Annotated in this window: 16 protein-coding genes, 1 pseudogene and 1 riboswitch; of the genes and pseudogenes, 15 read left to right on the forward strand and 2 right to left on the reverse strand. The window is 45.5% G+C overall.

Translation table 11 applies throughout. The features are described from left to right. Positions 1 to 6: 6 nt before the first annotated feature. Positions 7 to 717 (forward strand): hypothetical protein, encoded by a 711-nt coding sequence (locus MKY16_RS07570; protein ID WP_069012840.1) that lies wholly within the window; start codon positions 7 to 9, stop codon positions 715 to 717. Positions 718 to 832: 115 nt separating this feature from the next. Further along, positions 833 to 2,086, forward strand: coding sequence for an MFS transporter (locus tag MKY16_RS07575; protein WP_069012839.1), 1,254 nt, complete (start codon positions 833 to 835; stop codon positions 2,084 to 2,086). A gap of 75 nt (positions 2,087 to 2,161) precedes the next feature. Here MKY16_RS07575 and MKY16_RS07580 read toward each other — a convergent pair whose 3' ends face one another. Further along, positions 2,162 to 3,400: an NAD(P)/FAD-dependent oxidoreductase gene (locus MKY16_RS07580; RefSeq protein WP_340954893.1), complete on the reverse strand. Its 1,239-nt coding sequence runs from the start codon at positions 3,398 to 3,400 to the stop codon at positions 2,162 to 2,164. A gap of 114 nt (positions 3,401 to 3,514) precedes the next feature. On the opposite strand from MKY16_RS07580, the gene MKY16_RS07585 reads away from it, so the two are divergent. The 12 genes and pseudogenes from MKY16_RS07585 (at position 3,515) to MKY16_RS07640 (ending at position 12,208) form a co-directional block, all read left to right on the forward strand. Then, entirely contained in the window at positions 3,515 to 3,751 is a 237-nt protein-coding gene (locus MKY16_RS07585; RefSeq protein ID WP_340954894.1) for a hypothetical protein, read from the forward strand. Between the two features lie 32 nt (positions 3,752 to 3,783). After that, the gene (locus MKY16_RS07590; protein WP_340954896.1) at positions 3,784 to 4,170 is read left to right on the forward strand and encodes a spore coat protein; all 387 of its coding nucleotides are present in this window, start codon (positions 3,784 to 3,786) and stop codon (positions 4,168 to 4,170) included. Positions 4,171 to 4,313: 143 nt separating this feature from the next. After that, on the forward strand, positions 4,314 to 4,814 hold the full coding sequence (locus MKY16_RS07595) for an Lrp/AsnC family transcriptional regulator (protein ID WP_039269763.1): 501 nt from the start codon (positions 4,314 to 4,316) through the stop codon (positions 4,812 to 4,814). A gap of 12 nt (positions 4,815 to 4,826) precedes the next feature. Beyond that, positions 4,827 to 6,038, forward strand: a complete 1,212-nt coding sequence (locus tag MKY16_RS07600) for an aminotransferase class I/II-fold pyridoxal phosphate-dependent enzyme (RefSeq protein WP_029516491.1) — start codon at positions 4,827 to 4,829, stop codon at positions 6,036 to 6,038. Positions 6,039 to 6,151: 113 nt separating this feature from the next. Next, positions 6,152 to 6,358: an aspartyl-phosphate phosphatase Spo0E family protein gene (locus MKY16_RS07605; protein WP_069012835.1), complete on the forward strand. Its 207-nt coding sequence runs from the start codon at positions 6,152 to 6,154 to the stop codon at positions 6,356 to 6,358. A 101-nt stretch (positions 6,359 to 6,459) separates the two neighbouring features. Further along, positions 6,460 to 7,029 carry a hypothetical protein gene (locus tag MKY16_RS07610; protein ID WP_069012834.1) on the forward strand — a complete coding sequence of 190 codons (570 nt, stop codon included), beginning with the start codon at positions 6,460 to 6,462 and terminating at the stop codon, positions 7,027 to 7,029. 18 nt (positions 7,030 to 7,047) lie between these two features. Continuing rightward, positions 7,048 to 7,611, forward strand: a complete 564-nt coding sequence (locus MKY16_RS07615; RefSeq protein ID WP_029516494.1) for a cob(I)yrinic acid a,c-diamide adenosyltransferase — start codon at positions 7,048 to 7,050, stop codon at positions 7,609 to 7,611. A 21-nt stretch (positions 7,612 to 7,632) separates the two neighbouring features. Continuing rightward, positions 7,633 to 8,586 (forward strand): annotated as a pseudogene (locus MKY16_RS07620) (RluA family pseudouridine synthase); the annotation flags it as partial. Positions 8,587 to 8,598: 12 nt separating this feature from the next. After that, entirely contained in the window at positions 8,599 to 8,964 is a 366-nt protein-coding gene (locus MKY16_RS07625) for an arsenate reductase family protein (RefSeq protein ID WP_141695545.1), read from the forward strand. A 72-nt stretch (positions 8,965 to 9,036) separates the two neighbouring features. Continuing rightward, positions 9,037 to 9,933, forward strand: coding sequence for a 5'-3' exonuclease (locus MKY16_RS07630; RefSeq protein ID WP_080710677.1), 897 nt, complete (start codon positions 9,037 to 9,039; stop codon positions 9,931 to 9,933). A 222-nt stretch (positions 9,934 to 10,155) separates the two neighbouring features. Further along, on the forward strand, positions 10,156 to 11,034 hold the full coding sequence (locus MKY16_RS07635; RefSeq protein WP_307348962.1) for an ROK family protein: 879 nt from the start codon (positions 10,156 to 10,158) through the stop codon (positions 11,032 to 11,034). A 166-nt stretch (positions 11,035 to 11,200) separates the two neighbouring features. Beyond that, positions 11,201 to 12,208 carry an HRDC domain-containing protein gene (locus MKY16_RS07640; protein WP_340954898.1) on the forward strand — a complete coding sequence of 336 codons (1,008 nt, stop codon included), beginning with the start codon at positions 11,201 to 11,203 and terminating at the stop codon, positions 12,206 to 12,208. 160 nt (positions 12,209 to 12,368) lie between these two features. Here MKY16_RS07640 and corA read toward each other — a convergent pair whose 3' ends face one another. Beyond that, positions 12,369 to 13,304 carry a magnesium/cobalt transporter CorA gene (gene corA, locus MKY16_RS07645; protein ID WP_023987788.1) on the reverse strand — a complete coding sequence of 312 codons (936 nt, stop codon included), beginning with the start codon at positions 13,302 to 13,304 and terminating at the stop codon, positions 12,369 to 12,371. 552 nt (positions 13,305 to 13,856) lie between these two features. Beyond that, a riboswitch (SAM riboswitch) is annotated at positions 13,857 to 13,982 on the forward strand. Positions 13,983 to 14,100: 118 nt separating this feature from the next. Here corA and metA point away from each other — a divergent pair. After that, complete coding sequence (gene metA, locus MKY16_RS07650) at positions 14,101 to 15,018, forward strand: homoserine O-acetyltransferase MetA (RefSeq protein WP_039269776.1); 918 nt, start codon at positions 14,101 to 14,103, stop codon at positions 15,016 to 15,018. Positions 15,019 to 15,108 lie beyond the last annotated feature (90 nt).

The raw sequence follows: 15,108 nt of genomic DNA on the forward strand, positions 1-15,108 counted from the left end.
GAAAGCTTGGAAATGACTATTTGTCCATGGTGTAACATGGAAATTATTTGGGATGAAGAATTGGGACCTGAGGAAGAGTGTCCCTATTGCCATAATGATCTGAAAGGGTACTCTGACATCACTGATGATGATGAAGATGAGTCTGTTTCTCCACCTGTTCATAGACATGCCGGTGAGCATGGACATGAAGAGACGAAACATGATCATGTGACTTCTGTAACCCCGGCGCCTCACGCTCATGGAAAAGAAGACCTGAAGGGTTATCGTACATTGAGTATTCAGCTCGGTGATGATGAAGAGCAGGATATTTTATATGAGGCAGAGGATGAAATCGTAGTTGAAAAACCGGTTGATGCACCGTTGTTGCAGGATAATGAGCTTCATAAGCTGCCGGTGCTGCATACTTTGCAAAAATTTGAAGAAAGCGGTGCGGATCTGATGGCTTATGAACAAGGCGCTGAACAAATACTCGACAGACAAGATGAGGTTCTTGAATGTTCCCAATGTGGAGAGTACATGCTGCATGCGGGTTCGCAAACCGTAACCAGAGAAGGCTTTGAACCGTCGATGTCGCCAGCACTTGGCAAACCTGTTCTGGACTTGCCATTCGTCTTGAATGTTTATGTGTGTCCTAGCTGTTTTCATGTCCAGCACACATTGTCAGAGAATGACCGACTGCGGATGCTGGAGAAGCTCAGCGGTATTTCCAACAATTAAATAGCAATCCCCCGGATAGGCTCAAGCTCAATACGGGCATCTTAATCGAAGAAATCTTTGAACAAGCTGGCTTGAAATAAGCTGATTGGTGATTTTTCGGTTAGGGGGAACTGCATTGAAATCAAACCTGAACGGACAATCCATTCTGCTATTAAGCTTGAATGGATTGTTTGTGTTTGCAGCAGCATTGTCAGGCACATTTCTCAACGTATATTTATGGAAGAGCAGGCAGGATTACGCGATGATTGGCTGGTTTAATGTCAGCCAACAAATTGCGCTGGGAATTATGGTCTGGGTGGCTGGGAAATGGGTCAAGGAACATAACAAAATGAATGCCCTGCGCGTGGGGACAGCACTGTCCGGTCTGTTTTATTTAATCGTGTTATATACGGGACCGCAGGCTGTAAACTACATATGGCCGCTCGGAATGTTATTGGGTGCAGCATTAGGTTTATTCTGGCTGGCGTTTAATGTCATTTTTTTCGAAGTCACAGATCAGGCAAGTCGCGATCATTTTAACGGATGGGTCGGTCTGCTGGGTTCGTTTTCCGGTATCGTGGGTCCTTGGCTGTCTGGTTGGATTATTGCTCGTATGGAGGATGATGCGGGTTATCGAGTAATATTCAGTATTTCCTTAGCTTTTTATGTCGTAGGAGTGGTACTTAGTTTCTTTCTTCGCAAGCGTAAGCCGACAGGAAATTACAATTGGAAGGAGCCTAAGCAACGATTGTCACAAAAAGGGAGCATGTGGCGTCCCTTGTCGTTATCGCTTGTTACCCAGGGCATCCGTGAAGGGGTTTTTGCCTTCCTGATTACGCTGCTCGTGTATGTAGCTACTCAACAGGAATGGAAGCTGGCACAGTTTTCACTTATCACCTCGGCGGTTTCATTTTTCAGCTTTTGGGCTGTCGGAAAATGGCTCAAGCCACACTATCGCTCGGCTGGTATGCTGTTGGGTGCTGTATTGTTGGTAATTGCGCTGTTACCCTTATTATGGCGTATGGAGTATATCACGCTACTGATTATGGGGATCGGCACCGCTATATTCCTGCCCTTGTATTTAATTCCTATGATCTCAGCGAGTTTTGATTTAATGGGTACGAGTGAAGGAGATGCGAATCAGAGAGTGGAACTGGTTGTACTGCGTGAACTGTGCTTAATGGTAGGCCGGTTGACCGGTACACTCATTTTCTTGGGCGTCCTAAGTATCAGCAAGGCTCCTACAGCGATGATTTGGTTGTTGATTGGACTTGCATTAATGCCAGTGATCGGCTGGTTTTTTATGCGAAATGTACTGAAGATGGAACAGAAGACAAAGCGAAGCAATTCTCATTCCCATGCACAACGCTGGCGCAAGCAAACGGAATAACAGGAAAATTCAATACAAAAAGAACCTCAGAATTCACTTATATAGGCGAAAGGAGGTTCTTTTTGTATTCATATGTTAAACCATTGGTTTTGTTGCTTCTGGCGAGGGTTTGGTCGTACGGGTCAGAGAATACAGCTCCATTTCAGGTCGGTGTGCGCCCGTCAGTTCATCAGCCAATAGCTGTGCGGCCATCATATTCGTAACCGTCCCATTTCCCCCGTAACCCTCCAAGAAATAGCAGTTTGGAAAACGCGGATGTGGACCAATATACGGCAAGCCGTCGTGAGAGGAGCCGAATACAGCCGCCCAAGCGTAGTCGATCTGAAATGGCACACTGGGAAAATGCTCCTGTAGTGCTTGCAGCAGCTTTTGTTGTTGGTGTAGTAGCCTGATTTCACGTTGGTTGGCGTCCAATACAGGTTCATCCAAACCACCAATAATGATACGTCCTTCCGGTGTGGAGCGCATATATAGATAAGGACGGGCCGTTTCCCAGATCAGACACTGCTCATGCCACAAGGGAGCATCTCCGATTGGATTGGTGGCGATAGCATAAGAGCTTTGCAGAACGGCTCCCTGATCGGTTTTAATCTCTTGTGTTTCATAACCCGTTGCAAAAATGATTTTTTTCGCTCGGATCATTCCACCGCTGGTATGACAAACGACTTCATTTTCATTGAATTCAAAATGCTTGGCTTCCGTATGCTCATATAGGCGTACACCGAGACGGCTGGCGGATTGCAATAGTCCTTGGGCAAACAAAAATGGATTAACCTCAGCATCTTCGTGTGTGTACAAGGCTGCCGGTTTTCGAAAAGGAAATCGGGTAGCCACTTGTTGCTCATCCCAGTACTCCACTGGAAATCCAAACCGGGTTAGCTGTTTGTACTCTTCCTGAAGCACCTGTACATCTTCTAGTGTACTTGCATAGTACAGGCTGCTTCGCCGAATAAAGAAAGGGTCTGTATCCAGTGTGGCAGCCAGCTTATCTAACTGATCTAGTGCATCCTTGCACATGCGGTAAAACAGTACACCGTTCGTTTCACCAAACGTATTGATGAAAGAAGTTAAGGTCTTGTCATTGCTGTATTGCAGCAGGCCAGTATTGGCCGAAGAGCTTCCAGTTACCAGTTTGCGTTTGTCAATAACCACGGTGTCTACCTGTCGTTCTCCCAATAACCGGGAGCAGATGGCCCCCCCCATCCCTCCCCCGATGATCAATACATCACAATTTAAATCCTCTGCCAAAGGCGGAAAATCCAGCGCCTGCTCCAATGTATTCGGCCAATATGTATTCCCGCTTATCAACTCCATATAAAATAGCACTCCTCATAGGCAATATGTAGTATTTCTTATGTGTACATAGTATTTCGCCAAACGGACAAGATAACCAGCGTGCAACAAAACTTTTAAGGAGGCACAGAGATTATGCAATCTACGAACATGCAACCCCTGTCAGGCAAAGAGCTGGAGTACATCGTGGACTCCATCTCCAATGAAGAACTACTGTTAAAACAATGTGCAGCGACAGCGGCGTCCATACAGCAACCAGTCATTCAACAGGCCTGTATGCAAATGGCAAGAACTCATGAGCACCACTTGAATCTGCTTTCCAATGCCCTGCAACAGCATCAGCAGCTTGCTCCAATGCAACCGCAGCAGTAATTATGGATTACCAATAAAGGAGGTATGACAAGATGTATTCACAAAACAATATGTCATTTATGCCCGAAAAAGACTTGCTCTATACCATTCTAGCTGATATGAAACGTACAGTGCGCGAGTACACAACGGCGACGACAGAATCCAATTGTCCGTCTGTGCGTCAGATGTTCACCGACCTTACGAATGATACATTGCGTCTGCAAGGTGATTTGTATCATCTGATGAGCCAAAATAATATGTACGCCACTCCAACTAAAGCACTGCGCATCGATTTGGACAAACAGATTCAAGAAGCTCGCAAGACCCAACAAGAATGCCAACAGTTCATTCAGCAAAAGTCGACATCCGCGGGAGTATATGGTCAATCTATGCACCAGCAAGGCCAGTCTACACATCAAAACAACCCTTATTATATGTAAACGGGATTTTCTGTTTTTGAAGCAGATTCCCATAACAGCCGTCCACCTGCCGGGTTTACCGGAGTGGACGGTTTTTCTTTGCAGGTTTAAAGTGCGTATTGTATGATGTATAGTAATCTCTTTCGATGGAGGCCTTATGTAGAATGACAGAGCTGAATGAATTGAAATTAAAAGTGCTGGAATTGTTAAAAGAAGATGCAAGAAGAACCCCGACTCTATTGGCTACTATGCTGGGGGTTGACGAGCAGGATGTACGCACCTCAATGAAAGAGCTCGAAGACCAACACGTGATTGTCAAATATGCCGCTGTAGTCAATTGGGACAAAGTCGACGACGAAAAGGTTACCGCTTTGATCGAAGTGCAAATTACACCCGAGCGTGGAAGAGGCTTTGAAGGGATTGCAGAACGGATTTATTTGTATCCGCAAGTTAAATCGGTCTATCTCATGTCCGGAGCATACGATTTGCTGGTAGAGGTTGAAGGCCGCAATCTTCGTGAGGTCGCTAATTTTGTGTCGGAGAAACTGTCGCCTATTGATTCGGTCTTGTCTACCAAGACTAATTTTACGCTTAAAAAATACAAGCAGGACGGAATTATCTTTGAGGACCATCAGGAAGATAATCGTCTGATGATTTCGCCGTAAAGGAAGATCATGATGAATCTCAAAACAGAAGCATTTACCGACAGTAACAAAGCTATGAGTTCCTATTTGTCCCCGTTGGTGCGCGAGATCCCATCTTCGGGTATTCGTAAGTTTTTTGACTTGGTGGGTGGCAACAAGGATATTATTACCCTTGGTGTAGGCGAACCGGATTTTACAACCCCTTGGCATATGCGGGAAGCCTGTGTCTATTCATTAGAGCGAGGTTTTACCAGCTATACGTCTAATGCGGGAACGCCAGAACTGCGTGAAGCGATCAGTGATTATCTGAATGAGCAATTTGAAGTCCGTTATGATCCTAAAAATGAGATTATCGTGACCGTTGGGGGAAGCGAGGCGATTGATCTTGCTTTGCGTGCGTTAATTGTACCTGGCGACGAAATTCTCGTGCCCGAACCGTGCTACATTTCATATTCTCCAATCACTGCAATTGGAGGCGGGATTCCGGTAGGTATTGAAACCTTTGCTAAGGATGAATTCAAGCTGACGGCTGAGGCGCTGGAGGCAAAAATTACACCTAAATCCAAGGTGCTGATTTTATGCTATCCGAGCAATCCAACTGGGGCTACGATGACTTATGAAGATTGGCTTCCGATTGCCGAAGTCGTGGAAAAGCATGATTTGATCGTCATTTCTGATGAAATTTATGCTGAATTGAATTATGGAGAGAAGCACGTCAGTTTTGCGGCTATGCCTGGTATGATGGATCGTACAATTCTCGTCAGTGGTTTTTCCAAAGCCTTCGCCATGACAGGTTGGCGTATTGGATATACATGCGGACATCCCGATCTGATTGCCGCTATGCTCAAAATCCATCAGTACACCGTAATGTGTGCGCCTTCTATGGGGCAAGTTGCGGCACTGGAAGGGTTGCGGAATGGTTTGGGTGAGAAAGATCGTATGGTAGAAGCCTATAATCAGCGTCGCCGTCTGATGGTTGAAGGGTTTCGGGAAATCGGCCTGGAGTGCCATGAGCCAAGAGGGGCTTTTTACGTTTTCCCTAGTATTCAAAGCACGGGACTCAGCTCAGATGAATTTGCACAGCGTCTTTTGGCAGAGGCTAAAGTTGCGGCTGTACCAGGTAATGTGTTCGGTTTGGGAGGCGAAGGCTATCTTCGTTGCTCATACGCGACTTCTGTTGCTCAGCTGACGGAGGCACTGGATCGGATTGGTCATTTTGTAGAAAAAGTAAGAAAAGAAGGTTAAAATTATTTTTTATGGGTAATTCATAAAAAATAGTATTTTATTTCTAAATTTCTATGCTATAATTTGAAATCGATAGCAGGAAGTTCAATTTTTCAATTGTAGGAGGAATGCTCATGTCATATGTTGGATTTAATTCGTCTAGTTCAATAGGATACGACATTTCTCTGGAAGATGAAATTTTGTTCCTGCGCAATGAGATGATGCGGACGTTTCAGAAAGAGCAGTCCTTCACCTCTGATCTTGTCATTGAGATCAGCTGCAAGCTCGATTTGAAAATCAATGAATATATGAAGCTGTATGGTACGGAATGCAAGGTTTAACCGTGTGAAGTCAGCCAAATGTAAGAAGAAGGCCGTCGAGCCTTCTTTTTTTGCGTTCACAACTTATGATATATTAATGGCATGGAAGAGGGGGCGTACATATGAGAGCGGGGCTAAAAAGGCTATCGCCGTGGATCATCGGAATGCTGACACTTGTATTATTGGCTGGATGTGGGGGACGGGACAAGGACAGCTTCTCCATTTTTATTATGGATAAAGGGGATGCTTCAGTCATCCGTGAGGAGCTGGCACAAAAGCTTAAGGATAAGCTGGGTGAACAGGCTCCGACTATTGAGATTTCAGTCAGTCCGCTGTATAACCAGCAGAAGCTGGTTGTAGAATATGCGGCCGGGGAACATGATCTGTTTCTTTTGCCGGAAGAGGACATGAAGCTGTATGGACAGAATGGTTCGAATCTGCCGTTAGATGATGCTTTTGACAAGAAGACGTATGCCCGGGGCGTGTTCGAGGGCGGCGTATTTAAGAAGAAGGGGCAGGAGGAAGAAGGAACAGATGTGAGCAAGGAAACTCATTTGTTCGGAATTCCGGTGGAGCAGATGAAGATGTTTAAGGAGCTAAAATATAACTCCAAAACATTATTTGCTACCGTTCCGCCTCGTACAAGCAATAAGGAAGAAGCCATCAAGGTGCTGAAAGCACTTACGGAATGATAAAGGGGATGAAATGGAATGGGAATCTATACTAGAACAGGTGATGAAGGACAAACTTCTGTGATCGGCGGTCGAGTGTCCAAAGATGATGATCGTGTGGAAGCGTACGGAACAATTGACGAGCTGAACAGCTTTGTAGGACAAGCGATCAGCTTTGCCGAAGGGGAAGAGTTTGCGGATATTCGGACTCAATTGGAAGAAATACAGCAGGAGCTGTTTGATTGTGGTTCGGATTTGGCATTTGTTAAAATCAGTGAAAGCAAATATAAGGTGAAGGACGAGCTGGCAGAGCGTCTGGAAGGTTGGATTGATGCATGTCAGGAGGAAAATCCGAAGGTGGAGCGTTTTATTATACCAGGTGGTAGCACATTATCCTCAACGCTTCATGTATGCCGTACGGTTTGCCGACGCGCAGAACGCCGTGCGGTTACACTAGGTAAACATACGGACATCAATCCGGCGGTACGTCGGTATTTAAACCGCCTTTCCGATTATTTCTTTGCCGTCGCTCGCACAGCGAATGTCCGTCAGGGCGTACCCGATGTCGAATATGTGCGCAGCAAAAAAGTGTTCCGCAAATAAGGAGGCAACCGGGAATTTGTGATGAGCTTGTACTATGAACCTATCGTATATACGATCCCTCCGGAGGAGGAGGGCATGCTGTTGAAGACTATTTTACAAAAACGTATGAACATTTCTCGAAAGTTAATATCCAAACTCAAGCTGACCGAGCAAGGTATTATGCTGAACGGGACGCGTGTGTACATCAGCGTAAAGGTGAAATCCGGGGATCGAGTAGAAATTCGCATGGAGCGCGAGCGTTCTGATGATATTTTACCTGAACCCATTCCTTTTGAGATATTGTTTGAGGATGAACATCTGTTAGTGGTGAATAAGGCGGCGGGCATGATTGTCCATCCGACTCATGGTCATTACACAGGAACACTGGCTAACGGGGTTGTGCATTATTGGCAGACCAAGGGGGAGCTGTTCCGGTTTCGTCCTGTTCATCGTCTTGATCAGGAGACGACGGGGGTGCTGGTCGTAGCCAAAAATCCATATGTACACCAGCATATTTCTGAACAGATGATTGCGGGAACGGTGGATAAGCGCTATACGGCTCTGGTGCATGGGCGCCCTGAGCTGCAGGAAGGTAAGGTAGACGGACCGATTGACCGCAACCCGGATGATCCGCATTTGCGTATGGTGACTCCGGATGGTTATCCTGCCCTTACGCTGTATAAGCTGGAGGAAGTGTGGAACGGGGGAAGCCGTATCGGACTAAAGTTGGAATCCGGGCGTACGCACCAAATTCGAGTGCATATGACTTATATCGGCTGCCCGTTGATCGGAGATAAAATGTACCGGATTACACCTGATGATGCTGCGCAACGTGAGCGATATGATCAGCTTGATGTCAGGATGCCTCGACAAGCCTTACATGCTTCAGAGCTGTCCTTGGAGCATCCTGTAACCGGGGAGCGGCTGACGTTCTATGCTCCTCTACCTGACGATATGGCTGAAATGCAGGAGCTTTTAAGAGAAAACCAAATGGAGGTTAAACTAGCGATGAGCCAACTGAAAGTATATCAGTATTCTAAATGCAGTACCTGCCGTAATGCAGTGAAATGGCTGCAAAACAAGGGGCATGAGACGGAACTGATTCCTATTTTTGAACAGCCGCCCGGCCCGGAGGAATTGGAAGAATTGATTCGCAAAAGCGGGCTGGAGCTGAAAAAGTTTTTCAATACTAGCGGTGAGGTGTACAAAGAGTTAAAGCTGAAAGATAAGCTGGGAGACATGAGCCGTGAAGAGCAAATTTCGCTTTTATCCTCAAATGGAAGATTAATCAAACGCCCGATTGTAACCGACGGTAACAAAGTAACGGTAGGGTTCAAAGAGGAAACATTTGAGGGCACATGGGGAGCTCAATAACGCCCAATTTACCCCCACGATATGTTATACTGTGGGGGTTAAATATTATGATGAATGGGAGCAATACAATCTGTGACACAACGCAATGAACAATCCGTAATGCTGGTTGACGGCATGGCCCTGCTATTTCGCGCTTATTATGCAACCGCCGCAAACGGTTATATCCGTCGTACAAAAGCTGGGGTGCCAACGAACGCCATATATGGTTTTATTCGATATTTTTGGGATGCAGTCCAAACGTTTAATCCTACACATGTTATTTGTTGCTGGGATATGGGCGGAACGACATTCCGTGGGGAACATTTTGCTGCGTATAAGGGAAATCGAGCCGACGCACCAGATGATTTGATTCCCCAATTTACATTGATTCGTGAAGTGACGGACAGCCTCGGCATTCCCAACATTGGAGCGGAAGGCTTTGAAGCCGATGATTGTATCGGTACGCTTGCACGCCATTATTCGCAAAATGAGGACATGGATGTAATGATTCTCTCGGGAGATCATGATTTACTTCAATTAGTGGATGATCGGACACGGGTCATTATTATGAAAAAGGGTCACGGCAATTATATGGTATACACCCCGGAGACCCTGCTGACTGAAAAAGGGCTTAAGCCACGCCAAGTGGTGGACCTTAAAGGCCTGATGGGGGATGCAAGCGATAATTATCCAGGAGTACGAGGTATTGGTGAGAAAACGGCACTCAAGCTGGTGCAGGAATACGACTCTATTGAGGGCATTCTGGAGAATCTGGATCAATTAACACCATCGGTCCGCAAAAAAATTGAGAGTGATTTGGATATGCTGCATCTTTCACGCAAACTCGCTGAAATTCACTGTGGTGTACCTGTAGCATGTGCTTTGGATAGTTGTCTGCTGACGTTGGATCACGTGCAAATTGTAGACAAGTTTGAGCAGCTTGAAATGAAAAGCTTGTGTACATTGATGGGTGTCGCAACCGGATCATAATGAAGCTATTAGGCTTGGTACGACAATTTAAGTAAAGTAAGTTATATAGGGATGCTGAGGCTGGATGCGTCAGTGTCCTTATTTGTATACCGTTATGTTAACGGAGTTATATCGTCTTGTGAAGGATTATATACAATTGCGATTAGGGGATTGACCTCAGGTACATTTCAGGTGAATATAGTGGAGAGAGAACCGGATTATCGAAAGGGGACAACAGCAACTATGACAGTATTGGGAGCAATTGAGGCAGGCGGTACCAAATTTGTATGTGGAATTGGCAACGAACGTGGAGAGGTACTGGAACGAGCGAGCTTTCCAACAACCACACCAGCAGAAACAATGGAGAATGTCATCGCATTTTTTGAAGGCAAGGGCATTGAAGCATTGGGCGTAGGCTCGTTCGGGCCGATTGATCCTATCGAAGGTAGTGATACATATGGTTATATTACAACAACGCCAAAGCCACATTGGGGAAATTACAATCTGATTGGTAAACTGAAAGAGCATTTTGATGTGCCTATGGGGTTTGATACGGATGTGAATGGAGCAGCACTTGGTGAGTCTATTTGGGGTGCCGCCAAAGGATTGGACAACTGTCTGTATATCACGATAGGTACAGGCATCGGGGCAGGTGCTTTGGTTGGTGGAAAGCTGATACATGGATTATCTCACCCGGAAATGGGGCATATTCTGGTACGTCGTCACCCAGAAGATACTTACGAGGGGACATGTCCGTATCACGGAGATTGTTTGGAGGGTCTGGCAGCAGGTCCTGCGCTCGAAAAAAGATGGAAGGTTAAAGGACATGAGCTTTCTGTCGATCACCCGGCCTGGGAAATGGAAGCGCACTATCTGGCACAGGCTTTAATGAGCTATGTATTAATCCTGTCCCCGCAAAAAATTATTATGGGCGGGGGGGTAATGAAGCAAGACCAATTGTTCCCGCTCATTCGTACCAAACTACAAGAACTTTTGAACGGATACGTGCAGCATTCGAGTCTGACAACAGATATTGAGCAATATATCGTATCTCCAGGATTGGGTGACAATGCTGGATTGTGTGGTGCTCTGGCATTGGCAAAGGAAAAGCTGAATCATTAGAATTTAGGGTTGACGGCACTCCAAGGTACGGTTATTATATAGGCAACAGTATAGTACGGCTCAAAAAGGGAAGCACCTTTCTTGCGAATACGCAGGATAGGTGCTTTTTTTTGCGTTTTTGTGTTGTGCGGGACTGTCTTTCAACGATATGAGGGAGGAAGAAATCATGGAGATAGTATTTTTAAATCGCTTGTCCAAACGGAATGAACAGGGCTATGAGGACTTTGCTCAGGTATGGATTGGGCAGCATGAAGGGGGATGGAGTGCAGGCTGGAGCACACACCATGTCCCGGATGAAAGTATAGACGACCTTTGGTATGAGGGCAGCTTGTGGCAGGAATTACTGCATGTATACCGTCATGAGCTGGCGCTCAAAATGGCTGAGGGCTACAGGCCCTTAATCCATGGCGTATTTCATGAGCAAGAAGGATCATCAGGGCGAGGACAGACGCTGCAAAAGCTGTATTGCTACAGTGATTTGTATCCACGTGATGAAGTGTATGAGCAATTGACGATGTGGAGACGGCAAAAAGCAGCAACGGAACGAAAAGCACCTTATTTTATCGCTACGAATCGACTGCTTCGGCTCATTAGCGTTTATCTTCCCCATACCGAAGAAGAACTGTTGGAGCTGCCTGGTATGGGTCAGGGTAAGGTGTCGCAATATGGGACGGAGCTATTGGCTATTACGACACAAAATGACCGCACCACGCCATTTCCGTTGAACTGGGTAACAGAGACGCTGGAAGAAGAAGTTTTTTTGTCATGGTTATACAAGCAAAAAGAGAACCAGTACAGGCAGGAGCTGAACAAATTCAGCTTAACTAGAACGATTATTGAGGGCATTTCGGACGGTCTTTCACTGGAGCATATCGGAATGAAGACAGGTTTGCATCGTAGAGAGATGATTGAAGCTGTGGAGCATTTGGATAGAGATGGTATTGATATGGAGAAGCTGATCCACAACGAATTGGTGAATGTATCTGAGGCGGAGCAGGCAGCTATCTGGTCTGCTTATGAAGAGTTGGGGGATACGTTGCTCAAGCCCGTCATGCTGAAAGTGTATGGGGAAGAAAAGGCAACCGAAACAGGACTGGATCAGATTTATGAGCGTCTGCGTCTGATCCGTATACGGTTTCGTCATCAGCAGGTACCCGACCGACATGTTGGATAATATAGAACTGGTTGGATAAAGCTAGGTATTAAAGTATATTCAGGGTCCAACATACTAAAAAGCAGCAGCCAGTTCCTCACAGGACACGGCTGCTGCTTTTTATGACCAAGCTTGAAAATAGAAAAAAGTATCCAATTCGATACTTTTTCCCCTTTTATTTTTAAACCCAGTCTTTCTTACGGAAAATACAGAACATACTGACGCCTAATGCCACCATAATACCAATGACGACAAAATAGCCATAACGTGTATGAAGCTCAGGCATATTATCGAAGTTCATCCCATATATTCCGGTAATGACCGTCAATGGCATAAATACGGTCGTAATTGCTGTAAACACACGCATAATTTCATTGGCACGGTTGGCGATACTGGATTGATAAGCTTCTCGAAGGTTACCCATCAAGTCGCGGTAAGTTTCGAAAGTCTCCGAAATTTTCACAGCATTTTCATAAATGTCGCTAAAATATTTTTGCAATTGATCGTCGATGAGCCGCAAATCCCGCTTGTTCAGGGTATTGATGACTTCTTTTTGCGGGCCCAACACTTTTTTCAGCCACAGAATCTCACTGCGTAAGCCGATGATTTCGTTCAAATGCGACTTTTTCGTATGCATTAGAATATCTTCTTCCAGCTTTTCAATGCGGACCTCAATCCGGTCACCAACCAGAAAATAGTTGTCAACAATTAAGTCGACCAACAGATACATAAAACGGTCAGGCTGGCTGACTTCTTGCTCCCACAGCATAGGCTTGAGGGTACGAAGCTCATTGATTTTCTGCTTGGTCACCGTAATGATAAAATGGCGGCCGAGAAAAATGTTCAAAGCTCGCAAAAATATTTCTTCATCATCAAAACGAATGCTATTTACAACGATAAAATAATGGCTTTCATAAATTTCAATCTTCGGACGCTGTTCTTCTTCACTCAAACAGTCTTCTACTGCAAGATCATGCATGGAAAATAAAGGCTGGAGCACTGCCAAATCATCGACATCGGCATCAATCCAATAAAAACCTTCTGCCGGTGCAGTAAGCGCCATTTCAATTTCTTCGACAGGGGTAAAAACCCCGTTGTTGACCAAACGGATTTTCATATACGTCACTCCTTATGCTCCGCCGTAACGGAAATACGTTTACCTTAAGCATAAGGAATGGACTCAGTTAGCCAGTTAGCCGGTGCGGGTAAGCGTGCACTCTCATCAAAAGCCGGAGGCTTTTGGAGCATGCAGAGCCTGGCGTCCCGTCTTTCGGCAAGCTGAAGTCATTCCTATGCTGTTGTTCAGGGATCGCCGCCTATTCGGACTCGGGTCGCCTTCCATTCCGGATTCACCTCTCAAATGTTCTTTTTTTAGATTGCCACAGTATCGCAGGAAACACTCAAGTCTGCACTACTGCTCCATATTTTTGCCTAATAGCACTTGTATAGTATAACGCTCGGCCTACGGCCTTTCAAGCGCAAAATCATGGGCAAAATCAACAGTAGTGGCAAGAGCTTTAGCGATAGGAGGGATATGATTTAACCTATGGAAAAGGTAGACAAAATGTGAATGCAGGTTACAAATTTGCAAGTCCCATCTTGACGAAGCCCAGCCGATGCATTAAAGTGAACAACAAGAACTTTGTGAACCCAAAATGAATATAGCGAAATCTTATCAAGAGCAGGTGGAGGGACTAGCCCGATGATACCCGGCAACCGGCGATTTTAATCGCACGGTGCTAATTCTTGCAGGACGCGCGCTTTGTACAAAGCGCGTTGCCCTGACAGATGAGAGAGGCGCATATGGATACAAATATGACCTTTCTCTAACCAGAGAAAGGTCTTTTTATTATATGCCCGGCATCTCAACAAGACGATTTTCGCAAAACTTACCTAACAAGGAGTGAGTTTACATGCCGATTAAAATCCCAGACACATTACCTGCTAAGGAAGTGCTGGAGGGCGAAAATATTTTCGTAATGGATGAAAGCTTGGCTTATCATCAGGATATTCGTCCGTTGCGTATCGCCATTTTGAATTTAATGCCTACAAAGGAAACGACGGAAACCCAACTGTTGCGCCTGGTCGGCAATACGCCGCTGCAAGTGGATGTCACGCTGGTGCACATGAAGTCTCATGTATCCAAAAATACATCGCAAGAATATTTGAACATGTTCTATAAAACGTTCGACGAGATCAAGAACAGTCGTTTTGACGGCATGGTCATTACAGGAGCCCCGGTTGAACAGCTTGAGTTTGAGGATGTGAACTACTGGGAGGAAATCCGGCAAATCTTTGAATGGACGAAAACGAATGTAACTTCGACCATGCATATCTGTTGGGCCTCACAGGCAGGCTTATACCATCATTTCGATGTCCCTAAATATGGGCTCGACTACAAATGCTTCGGTGTATTTCCACACACCGTGATAAAACCTAAAGTAAAATTGTTACGCGGCTTTGATGAACTGTTTTATGCCCCTCACTCCAGACATACGGAGGTTCGTCGGGAAGATATTGATCATATCGCCGAATTAGAAGTTTTATCCGAATCCGAGGAAGCTGGAGTGTACCTCGTAGCCACGCTTGACGGTAAACAAATTTTTGTAACTGGGCATTCTGAATATGACCCGCTTTCACTGAAATGGGAATACGACCGCGATGTGGCCAAAGGAATGGATATTGAAGTTCCCAAAAATTATTTCCCAAATGATGATCCTGAGCGCACACCGCCCTCAATCTGGCGGGCGCACGCCAATTTATTATTCTCGAATTGGCTGAACTATTATGTATACCAAGAAACACCTTACGATATCGGGCCCCAGATTTAAAAAAGGGGCTTGTAGTTTACCCTTGTACAGTACCACCTTGCAGTAGCGCAGCAGTATAGTTTTTGACATCCATTTTTGCAGGATTGGTTA

The organism is Paenibacillus sp. FSL L8-0641 (genome assembly GCF_038006265.1).
GTDB classification, from domain to species: Bacteria; Bacillota; Bacilli; order Paenibacillales; family Paenibacillaceae; genus Paenibacillus; species Paenibacillus polymyxa_D.

Coding starts and splice junctions, on each gene's coding strand:
- MKY16_RS07580 (WP_340954893.1), bottom strand. CDS start 3,400: ATGGAGTTGATAAGCGGGAATACATATTGGCCGAATACATTGGAGCAG.
- MKY16_RS07585 (WP_340954894.1), top strand. CDS start 3,515: ATGCAATCTACGAACATGCAACCCCTGTCAGGCAAAGAGCTGGAGTAC.
- MKY16_RS07590 (WP_340954896.1), top strand. CDS start 3,784: ATGTATTCACAAAACAATATGTCATTTATGCCCGAAAAAGACTTGCTC.
- MKY16_RS07595 (WP_039269763.1), top strand. CDS start 4,314: ATGACAGAGCTGAATGAATTGAAATTAAAAGTGCTGGAATTGTTAAAA.
- MKY16_RS07600 (WP_029516491.1), top strand. CDS start 4,827: ATGAATCTCAAAACAGAAGCATTTACCGACAGTAACAAAGCTATGAGT.
- MKY16_RS07605 (WP_069012835.1), top strand. CDS start 6,152: ATGTCATATGTTGGATTTAATTCGTCTAGTTCAATAGGATACGACATT.
- MKY16_RS07610 (WP_069012834.1), top strand. CDS start 6,460: ATGAGAGCGGGGCTAAAAAGGCTATCGCCGTGGATCATCGGAATGCTG.
- MKY16_RS07615 (WP_029516494.1), top strand. CDS start 7,048: ATGGGAATCTATACTAGAACAGGTGATGAAGGACAAACTTCTGTGATC.
- MKY16_RS07625 (WP_141695545.1), top strand. CDS start 8,599: ATGAGCCAACTGAAAGTATATCAGTATTCTAAATGCAGTACCTGCCGT.
- MKY16_RS07635 (WP_307348962.1), top strand. CDS start 10,156: ATGACAGTATTGGGAGCAATTGAGGCAGGCGGTACCAAATTTGTATGT.
- MKY16_RS07640 (WP_340954898.1), top strand. CDS start 11,201: ATGGAGATAGTATTTTTAAATCGCTTGTCCAAACGGAATGAACAGGGC.
- corA (WP_023987788.1), bottom strand. CDS start 13,304: ATGAAAATCCGTTTGGTCAACAACGGGGTTTTTACCCCTGTCGAAGAA.
- metA (WP_039269776.1), top strand. CDS start 14,101: ATGCCGATTAAAATCCCAGACACATTACCTGCTAAGGAAGTGCTGGAG.